General features: G+C 37.4%; 20 protein-coding genes and 1 pseudogene. 6 read left to right on the top strand and 15 right to left on the bottom strand.

Annotated elements, in window-relative coordinates; genetic code table 11:
- Window positions 1–87 precede the first annotated feature (87 nt).
- Window positions 88–891 (bottom strand): polysaccharide deacetylase family protein, encoded by an 804-nt coding sequence (locus JCM9157_RS04790; RefSeq protein ID WP_035662728.1) that lies wholly within the window; start codon window positions 889–891, stop codon window positions 88–90.
- Between the two features lie 236 nt (window positions 892–1,127).
- Here JCM9157_RS04790 and JCM9157_RS25985 point away from each other — a divergent pair, with 236 nt between their 5' ends.
- Window positions 1,128–1,373: a nuclease-related domain-containing protein gene (locus tag JCM9157_RS25985; RefSeq protein WP_369384695.1), complete on the top strand. Its 246-nt coding sequence runs from the start codon at window positions 1,128–1,130 to the stop codon at window positions 1,371–1,373.
- Window positions 1,374–2,396: 1,023 nt separating this feature from the next.
- Here the strand turns inward: JCM9157_RS25985 and JCM9157_RS04785 are convergent.
- The 5 genes from JCM9157_RS04785 to JCM9157_RS04765 all read right to left on the bottom strand — a co-directional run bounded on the left by JCM9157_RS04785 (window position 2,397) and on the right by JCM9157_RS04765 (window position 13,226).
- Window positions 2,397–3,455 carry an LLM class flavin-dependent oxidoreductase gene (locus tag JCM9157_RS04785; protein ID WP_035662726.1) on the bottom strand — a complete coding sequence of 353 codons (1,059 nt, stop codon included), beginning with the start codon at window positions 3,453–3,455 and terminating at the stop codon, window positions 2,397–2,399.
- 209 nt (window positions 3,456–3,664) lie between these two features.
- Entirely contained in the window at window positions 3,665–6,865 is a 3,201-nt protein-coding gene (locus JCM9157_RS04780; protein ID WP_035662725.1) for a UvrD-helicase domain-containing protein, read from the bottom strand.
- A complete protein-coding gene (locus tag JCM9157_RS04775; protein ID WP_035662723.1) occupies window positions 6,858–9,899 on the bottom strand; it encodes a PD-(D/E)XK nuclease family protein in 3,042 nt (1,013 codons plus the stop codon). The genes JCM9157_RS04780 and JCM9157_RS04775 overlap by 8 nt, the downstream gene beginning before the upstream one ends.
- A 354-nt stretch (window positions 9,900–10,253) precedes the next feature.
- Window positions 10,254–11,690, bottom strand: coding sequence for an MDR family MFS transporter (locus JCM9157_RS04770; protein WP_081734049.1), 1,437 nt, complete (start codon window positions 11,688–11,690; stop codon window positions 10,254–10,256).
- Between the two features lie 441 nt (window positions 11,691–12,131).
- The gene (locus JCM9157_RS04765) at window positions 12,132–13,226 is read right to left on the bottom strand and encodes an acyltransferase family protein (RefSeq protein ID WP_035662721.1); all 1,095 of its coding nucleotides are present in this window, start codon (window positions 13,224–13,226) and stop codon (window positions 12,132–12,134) included.
- A gap of 307 nt (window positions 13,227–13,533) precedes the next feature.
- Between JCM9157_RS04765 and JCM9157_RS04760 the strand changes: the two genes are divergently transcribed.
- Together JCM9157_RS04760 and JCM9157_RS04755 are read left to right on the top strand one after the other, a co-directional pair.
- Window positions 13,534–14,127, top strand: a complete 594-nt coding sequence (locus tag JCM9157_RS04760) for a sigma-70 family RNA polymerase sigma factor (protein WP_052012948.1) — start codon at window positions 13,534–13,536, stop codon at window positions 14,125–14,127.
- A 56-nt stretch (window positions 14,128–14,183) separates the two neighbouring features.
- On the top strand, window positions 14,184–14,639 hold the full coding sequence (locus tag JCM9157_RS04755; RefSeq protein ID WP_035662720.1) for a DinB family protein: 456 nt from the start codon (window positions 14,184–14,186) through the stop codon (window positions 14,637–14,639).
- A 91-nt stretch (window positions 14,640–14,730) separates the two neighbouring features.
- On the opposite strand, the gene JCM9157_RS04750 is transcribed toward JCM9157_RS04755, so the two are convergent.
- Both JCM9157_RS04750 and JCM9157_RS04745 read right to left on the bottom strand, forming a co-directional pair.
- Window positions 14,731–15,399, bottom strand: a complete 669-nt coding sequence (locus JCM9157_RS04750; RefSeq protein ID WP_052012947.1) for a DUF3600 domain-containing protein — start codon at window positions 15,397–15,399, stop codon at window positions 14,731–14,733.
- 2 nt (window positions 15,400–15,401) lie between these two features.
- Window positions 15,402–15,980 (bottom strand): sigma-70 family RNA polymerase sigma factor, encoded by a 579-nt coding sequence (locus tag JCM9157_RS04745; protein ID WP_035662717.1) that lies wholly within the window; start codon window positions 15,978–15,980, stop codon window positions 15,402–15,404.
- A gap of 176 nt (window positions 15,981–16,156) precedes the next feature.
- On the opposite strand from JCM9157_RS04745, the gene JCM9157_RS04740 reads away from it, so the two are divergent.
- Entirely contained in the window at window positions 16,157–17,086 is a 930-nt protein-coding gene (locus tag JCM9157_RS04740; protein WP_035662716.1) for an ABC transporter ATP-binding protein, read from the top strand.
- Between the two features lies 1 nt (window position 17,087).
- Window positions 17,088–18,206: an ABC transporter permease gene (locus tag JCM9157_RS04735; RefSeq protein ID WP_235714791.1), complete on the top strand. Its 1,119-nt coding sequence runs from the start codon at window positions 17,088–17,090 to the stop codon at window positions 18,204–18,206.
- A 72-nt stretch (window positions 18,207–18,278) separates the two neighbouring features.
- On the opposite strand, the gene JCM9157_RS04730 is transcribed toward JCM9157_RS04735, so the two are convergent.
- The 7 genes and pseudogenes from JCM9157_RS04730 to JCM9157_RS24865 all read right to left on the bottom strand — a co-directional run bounded on the left by JCM9157_RS04730 (window position 18,279) and on the right by JCM9157_RS24865 (window position 24,972).
- On the bottom strand, window positions 18,279–19,103 hold the full coding sequence (locus tag JCM9157_RS04730) for a mechanosensitive ion channel family protein (RefSeq protein WP_052012946.1): 825 nt from the start codon (window positions 19,101–19,103) through the stop codon (window positions 18,279–18,281).
- A gap of 127 nt (window positions 19,104–19,230) precedes the next feature.
- Window positions 19,231–19,614, bottom strand: coding sequence for a DnaJ family domain-containing protein (locus JCM9157_RS04725; RefSeq protein ID WP_035662715.1), 384 nt, complete (start codon window positions 19,612–19,614; stop codon window positions 19,231–19,233).
- Between the two features lie 134 nt (window positions 19,615–19,748).
- The gene (locus JCM9157_RS04720) at window positions 19,749–20,570 is read right to left on the bottom strand and encodes an ion transporter (protein WP_235714790.1); all 822 of its coding nucleotides are present in this window, start codon (window positions 20,568–20,570) and stop codon (window positions 19,749–19,751) included.
- 138 nt (window positions 20,571–20,708) lie between these two features.
- A pseudogene (locus JCM9157_RS04715) lies at window positions 20,709–21,703 on the bottom strand (phosphotriesterase family protein).
- Window positions 21,703–23,358: a long-chain-fatty-acid--CoA ligase gene (locus JCM9157_RS04710; protein ID WP_035662714.1), complete on the bottom strand. Its 1,656-nt coding sequence runs from the start codon at window positions 23,356–23,358 to the stop codon at window positions 21,703–21,705. The pseudogene JCM9157_RS04715 and the gene JCM9157_RS04710 overlap by 1 nt, the downstream one beginning before the upstream one ends.
- 78 nt (window positions 23,359–23,436) lie before the next feature.
- Window positions 23,437–24,654: an MFS transporter gene (locus JCM9157_RS04705; RefSeq protein WP_052012945.1), complete on the bottom strand. Its 1,218-nt coding sequence runs from the start codon at window positions 24,652–24,654 to the stop codon at window positions 23,437–23,439.
- Window positions 24,655–24,822: 168 nt separating this feature from the next.
- On the bottom strand, window positions 24,823–24,972 hold the full coding sequence (locus JCM9157_RS24865) for a hypothetical protein (RefSeq protein ID WP_162831750.1): 150 nt from the start codon (window positions 24,970–24,972) through the stop codon (window positions 24,823–24,825).
- 218 nt (window positions 24,973–25,190) lie between these two features.
- On the opposite strand from JCM9157_RS24865, the gene guaC reads away from it, so the two are divergent.
- Window positions 25,191–26,174, top strand: a complete 984-nt coding sequence (gene guaC / locus JCM9157_RS04700; protein WP_035662713.1) for a GMP reductase — start codon at window positions 25,191–25,193, stop codon at window positions 26,172–26,174.
- The last annotated feature ends 35 nt before the right edge of the window (window positions 26,175–26,209 follow it).

The raw sequence follows: 26,209 nt of genomic DNA, 5'->3' as shown, positions 1-26,209 counted from the left end.
ACGTATGCTGAGAAGAGAATGAGCCTATTTTCTAGGTTTCTCATGAATAAAAAGTCAGTTTTAGAATTTAGTCTACTTTTTCTAAAATCACACCAATGCTATTTGTGCTCCTCCTTCTACTTCAACAATTTTGTCATCATCAACATTAAGCCAGACTGATTTAGCCGAAGGATTATAAACGAAATGGCTTTCAGCGGAAAACTTTAAATTTTGAAATGCCTTCATATAATCTACGATCTCAATATTAGTCGCATACCAAATGTCATCTCGCTTGCTAATCTTTTCACAGAAACTTTCAATCAGATCCCAATTTTGATCATTATCAAATTCATAACTGTGTCCCCAGACATACATCATATATAAATATTGTTTTTTGTGGAGGTTAATAAACTCTTCGGCGAGTTTCATTAAATTGTTTTTATGATGACAAGTTGGATTCCATTCTAAGAACTCGTCAGGGATTCCGAAATTCCCTGTGCTGTTAACGGTTCTAGAATATTCAATTCCTAGAAATGGAAGCAATTCTTTAATATACTTGTTAAAGGAACCGTTCGGATATGATGCACCTCTGACAGGATAACCTGTGATCTTTTCTAATTGTTTTCGATCATTGAATAACTCTTCAACAAGTTGTTCTCTCGGTGACCTAGCTATCGTTGGATGCGTAACCGTATGAGCGGATATTTCATGTTCACGATAAAGGTCAGCAATTTCTTCCTTCGCAATCCGGTCACCCACTCCAAGTAAACCTGAATTCAGATGAAACGTTCCTTTTATTCCGAATTTGTTAAAAATGTCGACTAATCTTCTGTCAGCTGCCTTCCCATCATCATAGCTCATTGTAAGAACTTTGTGTTTTCCTTCTGGAAATGTCATGATTACTTTTGGCATCGGTTAAACTCCTTTTGTTTGTTTTATCGTTTTTTGTAAGCGTGATCATTTATAGAGTCATAGATACTCAGGTTTGGCACTACTTATTATTATGTATAAGTCAACTATACTTGAATGCAACCATTATGTATAATAAATTTGTATGACAAATAAATACGAAAGGTTGTGGACTATGCCCTTTTAAGTCTCGCACTGAATCTACTGAATTCCTTATCCTTAGATCGTTAAACACAAGAATGAAACTATCTAGCAAGGACAGGCTACATTATTTAAATTTCAAAAAAGGGTATGAAGGTGAGAAAGTCTTTGATTTATTAGTAGATACACTTGAATGTGAATGCTTACTATTACATGATTTACTTTTAAAACTAAATAACACTTTATTTCAAATTGACACAATGGTGATTCTACAAGACGCCGTTTACCTTTTCGAGATTAAAAATTACGAAGGTGATTTTTATTACGAGTCAGACAGATTGTAAAAAACTCCTCATACTGAAGTTACTAATCCACTAAACCAATTGCAACGAAGTGAATCTCTTCTACGCCAATTACTTCAAACCCTCGGATTTAATCTCCCTATTTATGCTCATGTTGTCTTTGTTAACCCCGAATTCACTTTATACCAATCCCCTAGGAACAAACCTTTTATTTTCCCAACTCAGATTACTAGATATTTAAAAAACCTCAATGCGACTCAGTCAAAACTAACTAAAAAACACCAAATGCTAGCTACAAATCTAGCTTCCCTGCATATGACAGACTCTCCTTTTACTTTATTACCCGCATACGAGTATGAACAACTTCGAACAGGAATCACATGTGCAAAGTGCACCTCGTTTTCACTATCGCTTAAAGGAAAATACTGTATTTGTCATGATTGTGGGTATGGCGAGGTAGTTGCCACTTCCGTAATACGAAGTGTGGAGGAGTTTAAGTTGCTTTTCCCAACTCGGAGAATAACTACGAATGCCATTTATGACTGGTGCCAATTAATTTCTAGTAAAAGAAAAATTAGAACCATACTAGAAAAGAATTTCAAAAAAGTCGGGGTGCGTCAATGGACTTATTACGAATAGGTGAGTCACACTCATCTTCATCGAAACATGATTTTGTCCTTCATCAACTGATGAAGGACTTTTCACTGATTCTTTTGATGAGTTTAGCACTTCATCGTCCTCATGATGACCTTTTCTGCTCTGCGTTCAATCAGTTTCGGTCTTCATCGTCCTTATGAAGACCTTTTCTCCACTTCGTTCAATCAGTTTCGGTCTTCATCGTCCTTATGAAGACCTTTTCTTCACTTCGTTCAATCAGTTTCGTCTTCATCGTCCTTATGAAGACCTTTTCTCCACTTCGTTCAATTAGTTTCGGTCTTCATAATCCCTATAAAAACATTCCCCACTTCTTTTACTTAAAGTCGTCCTTCAGCTGACCCTTCTCTCCCCATGCGCTGGCTAGCGCAATACTTATTTTTAATTCGGCTTAAATTATTATCATTAATCTTACTTTTTCGCTGTGTACTTCTTAATTGCAGGTAATATTTCCGTACCAATCAACTCAAGATTTTTCTCTAATCGTTCAAACGGGACTCCGCCAAAATCAATTTGAGCGATATAGCGTTGGTGACCATAAACTTCATGTTGATAAAGAATCTTTTCAATAATTTGTTGTGGACTGCCAATATTCATCACATTATGAGGATCAATGCCTTGTGAGTACGCCTCTTTTGGAAAACCTCTTCCGTTTGTTCGTTTCATTCCCTCATTAATGTGCGGGTATGTGTCCTCAATCGCTTGTTGTGAAGTTTCTGCCGCATAAAAGAATCCAGCAGTTGCCACTGGTAACTCAGCAGGGTCAAAGCCACCCTGTTTTGCCGCATCGCGATAGGCATCAATTGAACGCTTAAAGCTCATTACATGTCCTCCCAAATGAGCTAAGAACATCGGGACTCCTGCGTACCCTGCTTTTATCGCACTACCTGGAGATCCTCCAACAGCCCGCCAAATTGGCATTGACCCAGTTTGGGGGCGCGGGAGAATTTCAGCATTGCGCAACGGAGCACGGAATTCACCACGCCAGTTGATGACTTCCTTTTCATTAATCTCACGCAACAAATCGAATTTTTCTTCAAACAATTCTTCATAATTATTAACGTCATACCCTAATAACTCAAAAAGGCCCACTCGCGAAGCGCGACCACAAACAATTTCCGCACGCCCCTTTGAAATTAAATCAATTGTTGCAAAGTCCTCATATACACGTACAGGATCTGAAGTACTAACAATAGTTGAAGAACTTGCGATTTTTATTTTGCTCGTCGCCTGTGCAATTGCAGAGAGCACTACGGTATGTGCTTGTGTTGCAAAATACTCTTGATGACTTTCTCCGACACTAAAAAAGTCAACCCCTGCCTGTTCTGCTAATTTTGCATAGTTAATGATTTCTTGAATGCGCTCCCCTGCAGACATGCGCTCTCCTGTTAACGGATTAGGCAAATGGTCACCCAATGTATAAATTCCAAATTCAAGCCCTTTACTTGGATCAATTCGATATTTTTCCATACAAAACACCTTTCTTTGTGTTTATGATTATCTTATTACTCTGAGAAAAAATAACCTTGCACCATCACTATATAATAGTAAGTAAATAATTCAAACTTTCCTGCTCGAGCGTAGTAATTTTCTATAAGTATGTATGTAAATCGCATTTACCCAAAAAAGAAAGATGAAAATCGAAGCGATTTCCATCTCTACTTTGTTTAGCAAGCTGTTTACAACACCATCGTTTTATTCGGTGTAACAAAATAAAATAATGTTTCTTTCACTTGTTCATTCGTCATAAACTCCCATGCTTGTTTATATAAGTTAAGTTGGGATTGATAGTGGTCTTTCAATTTAGATAAGCCTTTGTCCGTTTTCACTCGGTCCGTTTTAAAATCAGCGATTACCCACTGATCTCCTTCTTTAATAAGTAAGTCGATTACTCCGCTTATAAAAACAACGTCACTTTTGTTATTTGGTGAGTAAAGGGGATCTCCTTTTTTTACTGAGAGTGAAAATGGCATTTCTACAAAATAGGCGTCAGCTTGCTTCACTCGTTGATATAAGTCCGATTCTTTAAAACGCTCGACTGTCTGCAATACTTCTTGAAGGCGTTCTGTTGCTAGCCCTTCTTTTACCAATAAGGCTTTAACTTCGCCTTCTGTCTGTTCTTTCCCCTTTAAGACTACTTCAAATGCAGCATGAATGACACTTCCCCATGCTTTTCCTCCACCGTCTTCTCGTTCAATCCCTTGTGGAAGCTTTTTCGTGTCATCTGTCGGACTATACTCACTATACGTTGATTGAGATAGTGGTTCGATCCAACTTTTCAATTCATCTTTAATCGCTTTAAATTGTGCCACATCCGTCCTCACTTGAGTTAGAGCTTGAGGTGGTTCGACATTTTCAGGAATAGTAAGTGACTCAAGGTCCATCCCTGTAAGTAGCATATTCCACGGATTATTTTTCTCATTGTTTTTCTCCATGCCACTAACGACCAACATCTGTTTCGCTCTAGTTGCAGCCACATAAAGTAGACGCAACTCTTCTGCTTGCAGATATTGATATTCTTCGCTTCTAAAGTCGTTCCAATGAACTGGTTGGGCCATCAGTTCGCCTTTATCATTTTGAAACGAGAAATAACCAATTGAATCGGTGCCCTGTCGTTTAATATGCTGACTAATTTTAGTTTCTGTATCAATAAACTTATTAGGTTGCGTTAAAAAGACAATCGGTGCTTCAAGGCCTTTCGACTTATGAACATTCATGACTCTTACCGCATTTTGTTCATTCGGTAACGTCATTTCACCTATCGCTTCTTCTTGAACCATTTCAACAAGACGTTCAGCCACTAAGTGAAATTCACTATTACCATTGGCTTCAAACGTGCGTAACCGTTCTAGCACTTGATACAGGCGGGTAAAGTCCCTTCTTGTTTTACGTAATTTAATATAAATTGATAATAAGCCGATATCATCCATTATTTTCTCAATCGCTGCAGAAGGTAAGTCTTCTTTCGTCCATTTATAATATTTATTTATCTTTGAAAAAGCCTGTTCTAAAAGAATCTTATCTTCTTCCTTTAATTGCTCAGGGATATGCTTCGTTACCTGTAATTTCCCGCTATTTGAAACAAATTCATATAGAAGACGGTCGCTTATTCCAAATAATGGCCCTCGCAAGACTGCGGTCATGTAAAGACTGTTCGAAGGCTCCGTTAATAGACGGATCACATGAACAAGCGTTTGAATCTCTTCATCTTCTACAAGGGAAACTTCCCCCGTAGTCATAACAGGTATGCCGTACTCCTCAAGTTTTTTCGCATAATCCTTTAAGTTTCCGTTGTAACGGGTAAGTACCATAAAGTCTTTAGGCTGTGCTTTTTCCTCATCTAAGGTGTTTCGAATAAAATGAGCAATGGCCGTCGAGTCTGCCTCTAACACCTCTTGCGCTTTCCGATTATAAGGAACTATGTGTTGATAAACACCTTTTAAGCCTTCTTCATCTTTTTCCCCTATGTTATAAGAGTTTAATGGTCGAAAGGCTGCTTGAAATGGTGTTTCTTCTGGAGGAAGGGGACCTTCAAACACAGCATTTAGCGGTTCTGTAATTGCCGTAATCGTTCGGAAGTTCATCGTTAAATGAAGAACTTCTCCGCCTGTTTGAGCAATCATGTCTTTAACTCTCTGATAAATGTCAATATCCGCTCTTCTGAAACGGTAGATTGATTGCTTTGGATCTCCAACCACAAACAGAGTTCCTTGTCTCGGCGTAATGTTTGTCCAGTTCTTTTCAGTCAATTCCTCCCCTGTCAAATAAAGCATAATTTCCGCTTGAATCGGGTCGGTGTCTTGAAACTCATCGACTAACAGACAACCATACTTTTGTTGAAAATAACGGCGCACCTCACTGTTTTCTTTCAATAGTTTAGCAGCATTCACGAGTAAGTCTTGGAAATTCAAAGCGGAGCGTTCTTTCTTAAGACTTTGATAATAGGCTAGTGCCGGTTTTAAAAATGGAATCAGCTTGCTATGACAGTACTCGAACCACCGTTCAAGCGTCGGTTGAACCACCTCTACTAACAAAAGCTGGATCTCATCGCGTATTTCTTTTGCCTCATCACTGTTCTCCCAGCGATTTAATGTTACAGCACTTTTCTTTTGATACGGACGTAGCATCTGCACGATGGTTTTCTCTTGTTCTACGTCTGAATATTTAAGCTGCATGATGGTTTTTAAAATTTTCTTTTGCAGAGCATCATAGCCTTTTTCAGGTTCTTCTTTTGGCAGTGAGCGTTTCGTGTATTCAATGAACTTCTTAAGTTCTGTAAAAGCTGGTGTGAGAGAAGGTTTTTCAACCTCATCATAATGCCAATGTACATCGCCATATTCTCTTAGATAGTGAAGCGTATTTCGAAGTTCAGCTATATTAAAACCTAACTCCCCTAGCTCATCCATTTTATCTTTCTGTTTGCGTCTGATGTCTTGAATGTAACGTTCCCAAGCTTCATCCGCTAGTTGCTTATCTTCACGCTCGTCAATTTCGGTAAAATCAAAATCAAGCCCAGCTTCAATCGGACGTTCTCTAAGAAGTCTTGCACAAAAAGCATGGACAGTGCCTAAATAACATTGATCAAAATCAGCTAATGCTTCTTCCACTCTTTGCTTCACTAATGGATCATCTGTTGCTTTCCGCTTTTTTTCTAGTCCCGTTTGAAAACGTTCCTTCAACTCATCAGCTGCTTTTTTTGTGAAAGTAATGGCGACAATTTGCTGAATCTTAAACGTATTCGTTGTCACAAGATTTACCATTCGTTCAACAAGACTGTGAGTCTTCCCGGACCCTGCTCCTGCTTCAACCAAAAAGTTCGTTGTTAACTCATTTGATATTTTATCTCGTTCCAGTTGATCGACGATTTCCCGATTAGTCATGCTTTCTCACCGCCTCTAATGCTTGCCAGCCTTTTGCCCGCTCATCTTTTGCTTTCTTATTAAGTAATTCTTGGTCGTACGTGTGGCGACTGCAAATACTTTTAAAGTTACAAAACTTACAATCATCTTCATTATCGGTATAAGGAAAGTGTCCTTCTTTTAAGTAATTACAAAGATGATCAACGATTTGAATGAAAGCCTGTTTTTGTTCTTCTGTATGAGTTCTGTAAGCACGTTCGCCTTGCCCTTTTAATGTTGGAAACACATAAACACTTGAACTTACACGACCACCTTCATGCTCAACTAATTTCTCAAAAGCTTGGGCATAAAGAATATGTTGCAACTTTCTACCACCATTAAAATACTTCTTTTCTCCGTAGCCGTACGAACTTCCGGTTTTATAATCAATGATAGAATACGTGCCGTCAGGTCTTCTATCAATTCTGTCTATTTTCCCACGTAGCTGAAGCTGTTTCCCGTTAGGAAGATCAATAACAGCCGGTTCTTTTCCGTCCATTCCAAACGTAAATTCAAAAAATAATGGCTCTCCATCTTCACTGGCTTCTTCCTCTGCTTTTAGAAACAAGCCGCATGACTCTAACATCTCTTGTCGTTCTAATTCAAACACCATTTCACTCGGTGGAAGCTGAAGTTCTCTTTTTTCAAGCAACACGTCATCACAGAGAGAAAGAATGACAGATAAATGTTTTTCAAAGCTTGGTTTTTCTTTCTTTTCATGTAACAACCTGTAAAAACGTTCAAATACGTCATGAAGCACACTTCCTCTTGTAGCTGCGTCAAGCCAAGAGTATCGGTCGAACTCTTCCTCCTCTTCCTCTTCTATTTTCAAGATATGCCGTAGAAAAAAGGAATATGGACAGGTACCTAATTGCTCTAGCTTACTCGTAGAAAGCATAGATTGATTTTCGCGTGGGTCGAGGTTATTTCCTTCATACTCTACAAATCCATCATGTTCTGTGACTTGCTCCATTAAACGAGCTGCTCTTGCTTTAAAGCCTTGTTGTATATTTTCAAACGAACCTTCTTGTAACAAGCTTTGATCTAGTTCGTGATTATTCCATATTTGCGTACCGAACCACTCCGCTTGCTGAAGCATCGAACCTACATCTTCTCTTATGAAATGAACATTCTCGGCCATTTTCTCCATTAAATCTTCACCTGTACTGTCCGGATTATTCATTTGTATTCTAAACAGTTGTAAGAACAGATGAGCAGGAGAGCTTTGACGATTATCAACCGTGTCCATAAACGGAAAGCTCAATTGAACTTTCCCCTTTGTTGCTAGAAGAACTTGAACAAATAAAAAGCCATTTCGTTTTACAAATGCTTTTCCAAGTGTCATTTCTTCATGAATCTTCTTACGTTCCCGGTCTAATAGCAATGGATCTTCCTTCACTCTTCCAGGAAATTTCCCGTTGTCCATTCCGACGATAAAAACATGTTCTCGGTCCACATAAAGACCGTTTCGATGTGGAGAAACGTGTAAATGACCTGGTTTAGGATTACGAGCTCCTACCGGCAAAGAAAGAAGCCATTGTTCTGTAAAGCTAATCGCTTCACTAAGAGTGAGGCGCTCCTCTTGAACATCTATAATTTGTTTGATCTCCTCTATCATGAGATCTTTTGCGATCTTATCAAAAGACTGCTGATCTACATTTTGCTCATTTCTCGCAAGCTCTTTTCCATTTGCATAATCAGAGATTAGCTCTTTCACATTGATTAGCCAATCATTAAAATTGATTTCCTCCCAAGGCTTTGCTGCTGGAATCAGAGCAAGGATTTTCGCAGTCCACTTATATAATTCTTTGTATTGATCCAATTGATAATCAACATTCGATCCTTGCTCTTGTTTCTCAACAAAAACGTTTAATCTCTCTTGTAACTTTTGGAGATAACGTTCTTTTCCCCACCGGATGTCACTTTCTTTTAATAATTTAATTAAGCGCTCTTGGTGTAAAGGTAGTTTTTCGAACGTATCTTCACGAATCAGTTTCGCTAAAGTAGCGACATTAAAATCATCACGAATCCAGCGAAATAGGCCTTTAAGAAACTTCCCTGGTTTCGTTAACTCCATTGAAATTCCTTCTCCATAAGTGATTGGAAGGTTTAATTTTTGCTGAAGACGTCTTAAACTCTCGATGTATGGCCGCTGGCTCGTGTAAAAAAGCACGGTCTGATCAAATGGGATTTCCTCTTGCTTCATACGGCGATAAACACTTTGAATTTCCTCATCCTCACTTATCGTTGCTGTTAATTCAAAAGAAGGCATCCCTTCTTCTATCGCTTTTTCAACATCAAAGATATGTTTAAACGGATGGTCAGTAGTAACCGGTTCCTCACACTTAACCATTGCCGAAAGAGGTTCTAAGCCCTCAATTTCAGGAAGAGCTAGTGGAATAACTGTTGCTTCTTTTGTGTAATGAAGAAAAAATTCTTTCTCAACTACGTGATAAGCTTCATGCGGAAAAAAGATATAGACTGCATCTGTTCGTGCAGTGGACTCTGTCTTTTTCGCCAGTTGGAATAAATCGGCCACATCCATAAACTGCGCTTGCTTTCTCTTTTCTTCATATATTGTAAAAACTTTCTCGATATCTTGTCCTTTGTCCGATTTTAAGAAAGCATCCATCGGAAAATTTTCCAGACTGACATTTACTTGTTTCAAATCTAATAGGGTTTGGTAGAACGCCTGACAGAAAGATGGATTAAATTGAACATCCTTGAAATAGGACAGTTCTTTCTTCTTTTTAAGTTGTTTTAACGCTTGATAAATAAACTGTCTACCCACTACATTGGGCAAGGGTGACTGCCCACTCTTTCTTAATACCGGTTGAACCTGTTCCTGAGCCAAATCGTGAAATGTTTGTACTTTGACATTTAATACATGTTTTCCCCTTTTCGTTAAAGCTCGGATCGCAAGCTTCCCATCACGATGAGACGGCACTATAAAAATCTTTTCTGTAAGATAATGTTCATCTATTATCTTTTCTAGTTGATTAAAAATCTCACTCAATTTAACCCCTCCTTTTAAAGATTATTTTCATATTCACAATAGTTTTTTGTTCTTTCAACTGTAATTAAAGAAGACTACCCATGATTTAGGTAGCCATGATTTCATAAAATAATAAACAATTATTAAGACACAACCACTCTTTCTTAATGCCAGAAGCATAGTGATTTGTTTCTAGAATAAAACTAATTTTTCTCTTTATAATTATATCACTTCATTACAATAAGCTAAACTTTATATCCCTTTTTATTGTCAATATTTGTCCTATACAGTTAGGTTATGGCAACAAAAAAACACCTACCCTTTTCTAAAAAGGTAGATGTATGAATGTTCTATTGAATTTATGTTTAAAATCCGTTAAGGCGTTAAATGTACCGGTTTATCCTTCTCTTTTTCTTCTAAAATATCTAGCCCTTCGCTTGTAACTGGGCGCTTTATAAACAAGGCTAAAAATAAACAAATACTCGCAAACACAAACCCGATTGCAAATACACTTTGAACGCCTGCTATTAATGCCTCGGCTTGATTTGCTTCTACATTGCCACCAACATTCTCCAAAAATCTCGCTTGGCTAGAGCTTAGTACAGTCACAAATACGGCAATCCCAATCGCACCAGCCACTTGAACTAATGTATTTAGAATGGCTGCCCCATGTGGATAGTATTTCGGTGGCAACTGGTTCAATCCATTTGTTTGAATAGGTGTCATGATCAGGGCCACTCCAAACATTAACAAACAATGCAATACTATAAAAGTCGTAAAAGAAGTTAAAATCGTAACTTTTGAAAAAAAGAACATGACAATAACAACAATTAATGCCCCTGGTATGACGAGAGCCCTTGGACCAAATTTATCATACAATCTACCAGACGTTTGAGAGGCAATTCCATTAATAATTCCTCCTGGTAAAAAGGCAAGACCTGTCGCAAAAGCGGTAAATAGAAGTCCCTGCTGTAAAAACAAAGGCAGGATAATGAACGTTGAAAACAACGTCATCATCAATACAACTGTTAAAATGGTAGCAAGAGTAAACATCGGAAAGCGAAATGCTCGGACATCAAGCATCGGTTCCTTCAGCTGTAACTGGCGCTTCACAAAAATAATTAACGAGATGATCCCTACTACAATAAAAAGATAAACTTCTGGGTGGGACCAACCTGCTGTTCCTTTACCAGCTTGACTGAAACCAAAAACGATCCCACCGAATCCTAAGGTTGAGAAAACAATGGAGGGGATATCCACCTTTGGTTTTGTTAATTTTGTAATATTTTTCAAATAGATGAAAGCAAAAACCAGTGAGAATGCAATAAATGGCAAAACAAAAATAAATAAGAAACGCCAGTGGAACATTTCTACAATAATCCCTGAAAGTGTTGGTCCAATTGCAGGAGCAACCATGATGACTAGACTGACCATCCCCATTGCTGATCCTCGTTTTTCCTTAGGAAAAAGAACTAATACGGTATTCATCATTACAGGAATGAGAAGACCGGTCCCAACGGCTTGGACTAAACGACCAATTAATAATAACGGAAAGTTTGGAGCAAATGCACAAATCAATGTTCCGACTGCAAAAATACTCATCGCACCTAAAAAGATTTGCCTCGTTGTAAACCATTGTAGGATCAGTGCCGTAATTGGAATTAAAATCCCGACGACAAGTAGAAAGCCTGTTGTTAACCACTGAATCGTTGATGTAGTTACCCCAAAATCATTCATTAATTGGACATAAGCAACGTTCAAAAGGGTTTCATTCAAAATTGCAAAGAATACACCAATAATCAATGAAACCATTATTGGAATTCGTTTGAATTCACCTTCTGAGATTGTTTCGCTAGTTTCTACATTATTAGCATTCAAAAAACGTCCTCCTTCTCAATTATAATTTATCTAGTAAAAACGGGTAGGTTAAAAGATTGTTTGGCACTTAAGTGAGGGCACTTTTAACAGCTTCCTTATTTAGTTAGTGAGTGAACATACAATAGTTATATTCATTTCAGAGCCACTACACAAAACAAATAATATTCCCAATGAGTTTAAAGACCACTGAAAAAGTAAAAAAACCTTATTTCAGTGGCCCTACAAACCTACCCTATTTTATTATCTTCTGTGTCAGTGTTATTAGCTCCACTCATTTTAACTGATTTATCATATCAGTAAGTATCACTTCTGTAAATGGCAAAATTACGTTTATACATTACATTTATACCTTCCAACTAGGTAACTAATTAGAGTTTAAACAGCTTGTTCAATTTTGGGCTTTCCTAATTGTTTAGATGTTTTTCGAGTTCGAACAGGCGTTTTTCCAATCATATAAACACCATATCGAAATTGCGATATAAAAAAGATGATAATCATCGGCATAACTACTCCAGCTAGAAACTGAATAAGCAAATACTGATATTCACTAATTTCAGCAGATGAGAAAAACCTACTAGTCACCGTCTGAGCAAACGGGTGCAGCAAATAGATACCGTATGAATATACACTGATCAACACAAGTGATCTCGGTACTCGTCTTACTTTTGAGGCCATGTAGAAAAACAAAAAGAAAATAAAAACGGTGTAAGGGATTAGATCAAAACGAGCTGATGTCACTCGCATAAGCAATCCTGAATGAAATATAGTTTGAACGAGTAATGCTGAAGCAACGGTTCCTACTAGTATCAAAAGCCAATTTTTATTTAGCATCTGTGTAAAGCGTTCATAGTTCCTTCCACAATAAAAAGCAACAACATAATAAAATAACCAACCAACAAATAGAATTCTTGAAAAGAACAGAGTTAGGTAACTCGACTGATTCACGTAATCAATCCAATAAAAATAGAAGCTTATCCAATAACCAACGCTAATAACAAAACTTATGGTTAAAACAACCAATGGTTTATACTTTTTCATATATTTAATAAATAACAAGTGAATAAGGTAAAACTGAAAAATAATTAAAACAAAATATCCATGCCATTGTCCAATCAAGTTATAGCCCAGTTCTTTGGCAAAATCGTTTATTGTCCAATTATAGCGGTAGAATTTGTCACTAGCATAAAATGTAGCCATCACCATATAAGGGATTAAAATAAAACTTACTCTCTTTTTTAAAAAGCCTTGTGGGATCTTCTCTTTATAAGCATGTGTCATAACAATCGTTGAAATTAACACAAACATTGGTGTCCCATAAAGCAACATCATCTGAAAAGTCCTATACAGAACCCTTTCGTCCCCGGTCACAGAGAAATCGGTTAACACTCTACTCACAGCATGAGTGAGGACAACACTCAAACAAGCAATGATCCGGAGCCAATGTATTTCATTCATTTCCTTTCGACTCACGAATTCATCACTCCTCTCTATCGTGAACACACTTCTTCTATTTTCAACGATCTCTATCTTTTTCTCAATTCAAAAACGTCTCCTCATTTGGAGGATGTTTCCTTTAGTTAGAAACATTACACTTTATTAAAAATCATACCTCGCTCTTGTTCCATTTTTTAAAAATTCCCTAACAAAAACGAATTTTTCAACCTTTTAGCGACTTGTTTAATTGTTATTTCGACAAATGACGATGCTCTTTTCTTTCGATATCTTAAAGCTACCGACGGAATAAAGAAGGAAGCGCGCTTTCCAAAAAGGAAGCAAAGTGAATATACAAGACCAACCTTTTGAAGAAGTGTTACGTCTGTATGAAAAAGCGATAAAGAAACAATTCGTCTCTTTACGGTTATACAAAGATTTTGATGAGTTTTACCAGGTTGGTTGTATTGCTCTTTGGGACGCATATCAACAATTTAACCCTGATAAAGGCAAGTTTTCAACGTACGCGATCTCGTTTATTCGCGGTCGAATGCTCACCCACCTCACAAAAGAAACAACATATAATGAACGCCATGCTTTTACCGAAGAGGAAACCATCGAGTTGGTTCCGAGCAAAGGTGGCCCAATCCCCCTCGAGTATGAATTACTCGAAGCGTACCTTTGGAATCTAACCGAAAAGGAAAAAACCTGGGTGTACGAAGCAATTGTTTTACAAAAAAAACCATCGGAAATCCAACTAACATTTGGCACTTCAAGAAACTCGGTTCATCAATTAAAGAAAAATGCATTAAGGAAAATGCGCGATAATGCCCTCTCCCTTAAAAAAGTGATAAAAAAGGAAAAAAAGGTGCCTGACCCCCAGCGCTTTAAAGCGCTGGGGGTCAGGCACCCAACACGAGTGACTTCACTTGACTATTAAGTAAAGAACCACTAACTTAAAAGAAGTAAATGAATAAAAACAAGGAGAGATATTCTATGAGCAAAGCAAATCAATTAAAAGATTATTTTCTATCACATCGTCATGTTACAAATGAATTAATTGGAAAGATTGAGCAAAAAGATTATGATTTCAAACCTACACCTTCGTCCATGTCCACGAAAGAACTTGTCTTACATATGGTAACGTCCTTTTATCAATTTGCATCAGCTGCAGCTAAACAAGCACCAAAATCTCTGCACGATGAAGCTTCAAACCCGGAATTACATGAGTTGGCTCAGCTTTACACGGACGAAACGGTTCAATTAATTGAATCACTAACTGATGAAGATTTAAAAGAGTTGATTGATTTAACCGCTATTATGGGTATAGAACTTCCAGCCGAAAACCTATTAAATATAGCTATTGACCATGAAATTAATCATAAAGGGAATTTATTCGTTTATGTTCGCTTAATGGGACACACTGATTTACCTATGTTTGTGAAGAAATAACTATTACCTCTCAACACAAAAGGGATATCCGAGAGTTTCATACCTTTTCGGATATCCCTAAATTTCAACAGAAGTCGCTTTATTATTTCCTTTAACGTTGCCTCTCGTCAACCTCTTGCATAAATTGCTGAGCAGCTATTAGGTCTTCTTGTAAGCTCGGTAAAACCTCTTCCACTTCAAAACGTACACTTGGATTGATTCCACTTTGCACAAGAATTTTTTCATAGGTCATTAATGCCTCTATATACTTCAAATACTCTTCTTCTGTTAAAACCTCTTTACTAGATTTAAGACCATTTAAGCGGTCAAAAAAAGGTTGTAGTTCGATAAGAGCCTCTTTAATCGTCTTAGCATCTTCTCCAGGTATAGAATCATAGTCAATGTTGCCATATGAATCACCCCATTCAACTTTTGAACTAGTAATTACTTTTAATTGCTCTTTAAAGATCGCGTATTCTTCACTATTTAATTCTCCTTTAGCTTGCGAGAGTTTCGCATTGATGATAAAGTACGTTTCCATCGTAACACCTGCAAAACGATTCTTAAGCGAATCGAAAGATCCATATAACTCATCTGCTAAAAAGGTTTGATAAGCAAAGGCACTTGCAGGGAAAATAAAAAAGGCAAGGATAATCCCAGCAATAATTGCTGTTTTTGATTTTTTCTGCTTTTGTCTAATCTGGTTTAAGACCTTTCCTTTTAGCGAAGGTGATGGGTCAACCTCCTGCTCTTGTAAAGCTTGTCGTAACCTTTTTTCCATGCTCATACCTCATTCCCCGCTTCCTCTAATAGAAGGTTCTGTATCAAGCCTTTTTTTCGTAATTTCCCTAACGCTGCGTGAATTCTCGATTTAACTGTTCCGATTGGTATTTGTAAGATTTCTGCTACTTCTTCCTGTGAATAATCATTAAGATAGTGAAGAATAACTACTTGCTTCTGTTTAAATGGTAATTGCTCAATTAATCTAATCAGTTCGTCATTAGTAACAAATTGATCTACACAGTTAAATATTTGTCCTGTAATGGTTACATTATTTTCAAATGCTTTTTTAATGATCCGCAATCGTGTCCATCTTTTTTTTCGGTAAGATTGAATTTGTCTAATCACTAACCCCATGAGCCATGGATTAAATTCTCTTTGCTTATCAAATCTTCCGAGTGATTTAAATACTTCTAAATAAATATCTTGGATCACATCATCAATTTCTTCTTTTGACTCTAATAGAAAATGAACATTCTTATAAACTTGTTTTATTGTGACGTCATATAGTTCACTATATGCTTGTTGATCTCCCTCCAATATCCGTCTAATAAGCATGTGATATTTGGTCTCATCTGTCACAATCAACCCTCCTTTTTTCTTTATACTCTATATTGGGAAGTTTCATCTTTTTCGTTCGATTTATTTTTCATTTTACATCTTCTTTGGAAAAAAAAGGTATTATTTATGAGATTATAAAACTATTATGGATATAGAGTTTATTATTAAGTGCAGCTAACTGAAAGTGAGGAGAATTCATGACCGTATTGGAAGTGAGGAACTTAAAAAAATCATTTGGTTCCATTCGTGCTGTTCAGGACATTAATTTTGCAGTAAAGGCAGGAGAAGTGTTTACGATTATTGGTCCAAATGGGGCAGGTAAGACAACGACACTGGAGATGATTGAAGGGTTAGTTACGCCCGATCATGGTGACATCTTCTTTGGAGAATTAAACTGGAACCATCATGCAAATACAATTAAAAAGAAAATTGGTGTCCAGCCGCAATCTAGTGCGATGTTCGATTTGTTAACTCCTGAGGAAAATTTGAATTTATTTGCGACTTTTTACGATCAAGCTCGGTCGACAGAAGAAATTTTACAATTGATCAATCTTACTGATCACCGTCATAATCAAACAAAAAAGCTTTCTGGTGGGCAACGACAAAGATTGGCGATTGGTCTGGCGATGATTAGTGATCCAGAAATAATTTTTTTAGATGAACCGACAACAGGGCTTGATCCACAAGCACGGCGAAACATTTGGGATATCATCTTACAACTAAAGGAAATTGGTAAAACAACCATCTTAACGACTCATTATATGGAAGAAGCAGAGAAATTAAGTGACCGTGTTTGTATCGTTGACCAAGGAAAAGTGATTACATTAGATACTCCCTCTGCCCTAATTGAAAAGTTAACAAAAGAAAGAGAAGTACGATTATCTTTTCTTGATGGAGCTCTTGCTGCGGAGGAAGCGAATCTTTTTTCAGAGAAACTAGAGTCTGTTACTCGGACAGAGCGTGAAGAAACGTTGTTAAAAATATGGACCACGAACCCGGAAGATACATTGTATGACTTATTTGGATTCACAAAGGAGAAGAATTATCGTGTCGAACAAGTCTCTATTCGTGAAATGAGTTTAGAAGATGTCTTTATCGCATTTACTGGTAAGGAATGGAGGGACTAATTTGAACAACTTTAAGCAGTTTAAACATATGTTTTCTGCTCAGCTTAAATTAACCTTTAGAGAAAAACAAGCTTGGTTTTGGGGGATTTTCTTCCCAGTTATCTTAATGGTCATCTTTATGTCTATTTTTAGTGGAGGTTCCGATAATGAATTCTCTGCGAACGTGGCAATTGTTAATGAAAATCCAAATCCTACCTCTGATATGCTTTTTCAGCAAATTAGCCAGATTCCCGTTCTTGAAAGTGAGTCAAATGATGTTACTAGAGAGCAAGCTGAAGAGCTGGTAAAAAGCCAAGATGTGCAGGCTGCAATTATTTTGCCAAACTCTGCTGAATCCACTTCTATTCTTCTTATTGTGAATAAAGAAAACGAACAAGGAGTCACAACACAAGCTCTTTCAGGTATGTTAAACAACTTTGTACAACAAGCAAATCTCTATGCAGTGGGCGCTCCCCCTACATATGAGTTACAATTTGAATCTATCTCATCGGGACATAACGAATTGAGTTATTCAGACTTCCTTCTTACCGGAATGATCGCTCTTGCTATCGCTCAAGGTGGATTGTTTGGAATGGTCGATTTAGTAGAAATGCGGAGAAAAGGACTTATTAAAAGATTACGAATGACCCCTGCCAATATGAATCTTTTTGGATTAAGTGACATGGTCATGCGCTTGCTGTTTAGTGTCGTTCAAATTATTTTATTATCGTTAATCGGGGTATTCATTTTTGGAGCAAATCTTTATATTAACTTTCCGAGTCTCCTATTTGTTTTCTTACTAGGTGCTCTTTCCTTTAATGCATTAGGATACTTTTTTTCTTCGATATGTAAAACGACCGAGGCTTATATGGGTGTTGCCAATATAAGCAATTTCTTTATGATGTTTTTAAGTGGCGTGTTTTTCCCAATTGAGACGATGCCTGAATGGTTACAGCCTATTTCAAACGTACTTCCTCTCACCTACTTTGTTGAAGGGTTACGAGAAAGTATGGTGTATTCAACTAGCATTTTCTCTAGCACACTTTGGTTTGGTGTTGGAGTTATGGTGTTGTGGGGAGTTGTCACGTTTTTCATTGGTTCGTGGTTATATAAGAGTAAGGCGATTGTCGCTACAAGGTAGTAAGGAAAAAACTTGCCCGGTGAATCAAGTTACTGGGCAAGTCTTTTTTACGCACATTAGTTATAGGTATCCTCAAGAACGGGAAACGACCGTATTCGCTGCCAACCTTATCTTTTCCTTGTATACCGCTACCGCTAATTCATAACGGATTAAGTTGCATACCTTTATATAATGCTCGGGTTTGACAACTCCGATGACCGTCCACTCAATACCAACATAATCTCTGTTTAGTGAAGTAATCCCATAAACTTCAAATGGCTGGACTGAATTTCCTGACTGATCTACTTGCAACCATTCTTTTATTTCCGTATTCAGCTTCTCGCAAACATTTTCAATCACTACCTTTACTTTTTCAGGATTTTCCTGATTGTCAATTACAATTTTTTCGATCACTTTTAATTCGGAATGATTATAATTTTGAATTTCTAAAATCTCACTGTGTGCTAACATCAGTCGCCGGCCTGACCACTCACGAATTCTAATAAAACGAACACGAATTTCTTCAATAGTACCTTGATGCTTTCCATTTATTATAACGAAATCTCCAACTATAAACTGCTTCTCATACAGCCTGATAAATCCAAAAAAAGCATCTTTAATAAACTTTTGCAACGTAGCTCCCAGTATCAGAGCAACGATTCCAGCTCCCATTAACACTTTCGTCAAATCAATATAAGGAGTTAGCACATAGACAATAAACCCGACAATAGCAGCATAGTTTAAGAACGAATTTAAAAACACCTCTGTGGTCTTCTCTTTACTCTCTGTCGAAAAATCAAATTCCTTGAAAAACCACCTCAACCATCTCTTCAGTAGAATTAGGGTTAAAAAGATTAAAGCCCCGACCGAAATCGTCTTTAAAATAAACAATACGTGTTCATTAAGGGAAGAAATCACTAGTAATCCTCCTTACCTCGAACCATGCTCCAAGATTAAAGTGTATGTAGTAGGAAAAAGCGTTAGACCAACGTTATCTATGTAAAGGCTGAAATACAAAAAAGACCGCAAACTATCGCGATCTTTATTACTTGCTGCTTTTTAGCTTTTGATATATTTTCTGCGCATACTTGCCAAAGTTTAATTCTTCTTTTCCACGTCGCTTTTTCATAACGTCGTCAAACAGCTGTTCTTTGACAGATGCTTTTTTTTCTTCTTCTGTTTTAACGCGATTATCATCACATAATCGGATTAAATCATTTACATTCAATAATTCTTTATGCACTGCAGTCTTGTCATCTATGAAACCGGCATTTTTCATCATTCGAAACGCCATCTTCATGTCATTTGACATTCCAGGATAATCGTCTTTGAAAACAAGAGGCTTGCCTTGCCCTGGTAGATTATCTAGTTCTCCTTTTTCGATGGCTGCTTTTATTTTATCTTCAGCTATCATTGCAATGATGTCCATTTAAACCGACTCCTTTCAGCCTTTAATCTTAGCATAAAAAACATTTAATATTCCACGCCAGTTTCAGGAAGTAAAATCAACAAAGAACCTGCTACTCGTCGTATCCGACAAGCAACAGGTTACTCTCTTCGTTATTATTTTCTATCTAATATCAATTGCTTAATCTCCTGAATATCCTTTTTAAGCTCTTGGTTTTCTTGAAATAGTTTGTTCATCTGCTCTTCTCGAATAGCTTCGTCATCTTGGCCAAGGTAACTTAAAATAACGGCCACAACTAGATTTAAAATGACCAACGCTCCAATAATAATAAAGGAAACAAAATAAGCCCAAGCCCATGGAATTTCATTGATCACTGGTCTTGCTACTTGACTTGCCCATGATTCAAACGTCACTACTTGAAGCAGAGTGAATAGCGATGAATGAAAACTACCAAAGAATTCATCTGGAAGAACTTCACTAAAGAAAGTCGTTCCAATAATTGCATAGATTGAGAAAATCAAGATCGATAACCCTAGAATTCCTGTAAGCGCAGGTACGGACTTCATTAAGGAATCAATAATTTTTCGTAACGCTGGGATAGCGGGAATCATTCTGATCAGACGCAGTACCCTGACTAACCTTAAAACACTAACAAATGGCGTTGAATAAAACACCAAACTTCCTACAACAATTAGAAAGTCAAAGCGGTTCCAACGATCGGTTAGATACCCTTTGAAGCCAAGTCCAACGAGTTTTAAAATTAATTCTCCTACAAAAATCCAAACAATGATTTTATCTAAAGAAAGTAATAGACTATTACCAGTGAGATACGTTTCAGTCACAATGATTAAACCGTTTAATAGGATAATTCCTATCACAATCGGTTGAAAATAGGAATGCTCAATTAGTTGTTTAACAGTCATTCTAATCGAGTTCTTATTACTAGGTTGCATTTCTTCTTTATGTTGTAATTCCATTGTTGTTCATCACTTGTCCTTTCTACTAGATGGCATAATTACTCTAGTATTATACCAGAAAATTAGAATTGGCATGAATAGAGTTTTATGAACATCAAAAAAGTACCTGTCACTTGAGAACAAGTAACAGGTACTCTATTAATTTGTCGCTATTGTCCTAGTTTTTGTGAAAAGTGACTTCACATTTTGATTGAACATGACATTAAGCTGCTCATCCGTCACTCCAGCTAACCGTAGTCTGGTACAATATTTTCAAAAATATGAGTGGGATGCCAGTTCGCAATTGCAGGTAATGCAGCCTCAGGAACAACAAGTTGTCTACCTAACCAAATATTCACCGTGTCATGTGCTAAGAAAATTTGGTTCGCATATCCTTCACTAAGCAATTCAAGTAGGACCGCTATCCTTTCTTGATCAGTCGGACACCCTACTAACCCTTGAAGGCCAATACGGTCAAATCCGATTTTAACTCCTTGTTCAAGCGTTCTTCTATGGTAATTAACATCGGTGTTCCCACACATATGCCCAATCACAATGGAGTTAGGATTTACCCCAAGTTCAACTAAAAACTTTGCTTGTTCAGGACCCATTGTCCCTTCTTGTGTATGTGTGAGAATCACAACTCCGGTTTCCTTATGAGCTCTAGCGGCGGCTCTGAAAAACATTTTCTCGTAATCTGTAATTTCGTCTTTACTAGAAGCAAGTTTTATAAAACCTGCCTTGATCCCTGTATCTTCAATCCCTTGTTTAATTTCTGTGATAAACATTTCGTAAATCTCTTCTTCAGCGGGTCCTAATGCAGCACGGGATTTAAAGTATGGTGTTGCTCCCTCACCTTCATAGTAAAATCCAGTTCCACAGATGATTTGGAGGCCCGTTTGTTCTGAAATATCTTTTAACAAGCGTACATTTCGACCACATTCATTTGGTGTTGGATCCATCACCGTTTTCACACCATGTGACATAATCTTAAGAGCTACTTCAATCCCTATTTTAAGGGCTTCATCGTAGTGAAACCTTCCTAGTGTCGAGTCACCACTGTAGCCAGGATAGCCAAACACAAAATGCTCATGAACGAGTGTTTTCCCTAGTTGATCAACAGATATTGGCCCTGTTACTGTTTCAACATTCATTATGATCCCTCCAACACTTTTCTTTTTTCTTCGTCTTGCAAATGACGCCATAACAATTTCCCGCTACTCGTAGTTGGAAGTTGCTCTCTGAACTCGATGATTCTTGGATATTTATAAGCAGATAATTGCTTTTTAGACCACTCGATGATCTCCTCTTCTGTGATTTTCCCTTTATTTTTTTCATTTAAGATAATAAAGGCTTTGACTGTTTCACCTCTTTTTTCATCTGGTATCCCGACAACACAAGCCTGCTGAATGGCGGGGTGTTTATAAAGCATTGATTCAACTTCGGTCGGCCACACCTTAAATCCAGAAGCATTAATCATTCTTTTAATTCGATCAACAATAAAGTAATATCCCTCTTCATCGTATTTCGCTATGTCGCCTGTTCTAAAGTAAGGTTGACCGTCAACCTCTATGAATGCGTTTACATTTTCTTCTGGACGATTATAATATCCTTTGAAAATTTGTGGACCGTAAACGATGATTTCGCCTTCTTCATTAGGACCTAACACCTTTAATGTAGTTGGGTCAATAATTTTAGAAATGGTATTTGGAGACGGGAGACCTAAACATTGCATCTTTGGCCGATCTGGCGGATTCAAGTGTGTGTGCGAGATTGTTTCAGATAAACCATATCCTTCTGAATAGCGAATTCCAGCCAGTTCAAACAATTTCTCTCCAACCGCTGCTGGTAAAGGTGCTCCTCCACCCCCAATAACTTCAACTGTGTTTAACGATTCTTTAGTTAAGTTGGGATTCGCTAAAAAGTCTATTAACATCGTACTAATATTTGTCCAGTGTGTAACCTGATTTCTCTCAATTAATTGTCTAGCAAGTTCGCGATCCCACCTTGTCATTATTACGATTTCACATCCACCAGCCAAAGGACCATGACAACTGTGAAGCATGCCAGTTACATGAAAGAGAGGAAGAGTTAATAGGTGAACAGATTCACTAGTGACACTCTGCCACACGGTTACACTGACGATATTGGCTTGCACCGTTTTATTTGTGTGCATACATCCTTTTGGAAGGCCAGTTGTCCCTGACGTATATGGCATAACAACAAGGTCATCAGCCCTTACCTTCATTTCTTTAGGGGAGTAACCAAATGAAATTGCATTGATCCAATGCACCCATTCATGAGGGATTTCCTGTCTAGGTGCTCTTACCTCGGGAGGCAGTGCCAAGTCTGTTTCTTGGTCAATGTAATCTGAGTAAGCGGCAACGATCACTTGCTCAAGCAAGCTTGAATCCACTTTATTTAGCAATTCTTGAGATATGATTGCGGTCTTCACCGCTCCATCTTGGATAAAAAAAGTTAGCTCTTCGTTAGTGCACATCGGATTGGCTGGAATAACAACTACTCCTATACGAGCAATAGCATAAAAAGAAATGATCCATTGTGGTGAGTTTTGCATGTACAGAAGGACACGTTCACCTTTGCTCACACTTTTCTCCTGCAAATATCCAGCAAGATTCAATACCTCTTCATATAACTCTTGGTAGGAAACCTTTCTTCCGTAATAATGAAGAGCTGTTTTATTTGGATAACGACGTGCTGACATTTCTAAATTTTCGAAAAGAGTCGTTTCAGGTATAGTGATCGTTCTTGGTACACGATTAGGATAGAAATTCAAATAATTTTTCAATAAAAATCATCCCCCTATTATCTGCTAAATTTAAACTAAGACGAAAACTCATACATCACCTCCTTTAGAGGAAAAACACTAGTTTACCTCTGTAGTGAGATTAGATTTAGAAAAAGTCTGGACTCTGCCTCTTTTCACTTTAAAAGTTAAAAGCAAACCTAACCCTAAACAAATTGTCGAAAAAAGAAAAGCACTACTAAAGCCACCAAAATCATCGATCAACCATCCCGCTATAAACGGTCCAATAAATTGACCTGCTGCAAAATAAAAGGTTGCATAGCTGAACGCCAAAGGCATATCAATCGGCTTTACTTGATCCATCGTTGAAGCTTGAATTAATGTGAATAATCCTGTTAACGTACAGCTTAATACAACAATATGAACAGTAAATCCAAGAAGAGTTGGAAAAAAGAGTGGGAGTGTCATAGAAGCAAAAGTAATGGTCATCGTAGCGATTAGTGATTGTTTTCGTCCTAACTTATCAGAGATAAATCCCCATAACGGACCTCCAAATATGGATAAAATACCATTTAGTGCGATAAGTTGACCTGCTTGTGTCATACTTATTTCTGATTCGATCATAAAACTCATTACAAAAAGCATTTGAACGATATAAGCAACACCAATTAAGCCATAAATCAGTGAGACATTAATGACATCTTTATTTTTATAAATATCTTTAGGACGTGTTTGTAGCTCTGTTGTTTCTGAGGATGTAATAGAAGGTGGATTTTTAATAAAAAGATATATGCAGAAGACTACAATGCCTCCCACAAGTGCAAACAACCCCCACGAAATTCTCCAGCCAACGACTGGATACAATCGACTTATATAAGGAACCATTAGACCTGTGAGTAAAATGCCAATACCAACACCGCTTGTTGTTAAACCGATTACCAATCCCTTTTGTTTAGGAAACCATGTGACGAGCAAGGAAATCAAAGGAGTATAAGTAAAGGCCGTACCTATTCCTAGTAAAAGCATAAACCATAAAGTAATCCAATAATAAGGACTTAAAGCCACACCTATAAAACCAACGGTAACTAGGCTAATACCTAAAAGGATCGTTTTCTTCCCTCCCCACTTTGCGGATAGGAGGCCGGCAGTAACAACCATAGATAAATACCCAAAAGATGTGACCGTCCCAAGCAGTCCGGCTTCTTTATACGTAATTTGTAAACCTTCTCGCATAAAAGGAAGTATTGTGCCGTAAGAAAGGCGTGCAAAAGCGAGTACAACACTGGTGGTTATGATGCCAATAAATGAATAGATCCATAATCTTTTTTGATCTTTCACGTTGAGTGTGACTCCTCCTCCATTATATACTAACCGGTAGGTATGTATTTTAATAGTATAACGAGAGGTTTTGAAATACAAGCACATAATCCTTTAAATATTTCGACACAATTCATTCAAAAAATGATGCCTGCCAACGCACTTTCAAACGTTGACAGGCACTCTACATTACTCAGTCACACGATTTCGAAAAGCTTCTTTTTCAACTAAGTATCCTTCTTCTTTTATGTTATTTTTCGGTTCTTTCATTTCTCCTTCTTTCGGAAATGCTCCAGGGTGCCCTTTTCTCTTATGATTAAAGCTTTTTCCAGTTGCCATTACAATCCCCCCTTTATCATTAATCCTGATTAGTTTTTTCTTAATTTTTTTCCTTATTCAATAGGAAAAAATGTATTCACTTCGAAAGACAGCTAAATGAATAAGGCTGTATACAACTGGTGACCCTAACTTTATAATTGACAAGTTGCCATAATTTTGATTATTATCTGAAAGGACTATTCATTTCGTTCTACTAATTTTATATAGAGGTGTAACTCATGGATAATGTGTTTGATTACGAAGATATTCAACTAATTCCCGCAAAAAGCATCGTAGGTAGTCGCTCAGAATGCGACACATCTGTTACGTTAGGTGGACATACTTTTAAGTTACCGGTTGTTCCTGCGAATATGCAGACAATCTTAGACGAAAAGTTAGCTGTTTATTTAGCTGAAAATGGCTATTTCTATATTATGCATCGTTTTCAACCAGAAAAACGTGTAGCGTTTATTAAAGATATGCAATCACGTGGTTTGCTTGCTTCCATTAGTGTCGGCGTTAAAGACGAAGAATATCGCTTTATTGAACAGCTTAAGGAAGAACAATTAAAGCCTGAATTTATTACAATTGACATTGCACATGGTCACTCTAATGCAGTCATTGAAATGATTCAGCACATTAAGAAACATATCCCTGAAAGTTTTGTTATTGCTGGAAATGTCGGTACACCAGAAGCTGTCAGAGAGTTAGAACATGCTGGAGCTGATGCGACTAAAGTAGGGATAGGCCCAGGAAAGGTTTGTATCACCAAGATTAAAACTGGATTTGGCACAGGTGGTTGGCAACTAGCAGCGTTACGATGGTGTTCTAAAGCGGCGAGTAAGCCAATTATTGCTGACGGCGGAATTCGCACACACGGTGATATCGCAAAATCGATTCGATTTGGGGCTTCTATGGTCATGATCGGTTCATTATTTGCGGGTCATGAAGAATCCCCAGGTCAAACGATCGAAAAAGATGGGAAGCTTTGTAAAGAATACTTTGGCTCAGCTTCAGAATTTCAAAAAGGTGAGAAGAAGAATGTGGAAGGCAAGAAAATTTACGTGGAACATAAAGGTTCTTTAGAAGATACATTAAAAGAAATGGAGCAAGATCTTCAATCATCTATTTCTTATGCAGGTGGAAATAAATTAGATGCCATTCGCCATGTTGATTACGTGGTTGTGAAAAATTCGATTTTTAATGGTGATAAGGTATTTTAAAAAGAATGGCTGATGCTTTAGAGACAAGCATCAGC

This window comes from Halalkalibacter akibai JCM 9157 (assembly GCF_000513135.1).
In the GTDB taxonomy this organism is placed as follows: domain Bacteria; phylum Bacillota; class Bacilli; order Bacillales; family Bacillaceae_D; genus Halalkalibacter; species Halalkalibacter akibai.
This window is presented reverse-complemented; position numbering and strand designations above follow the sequence as displayed.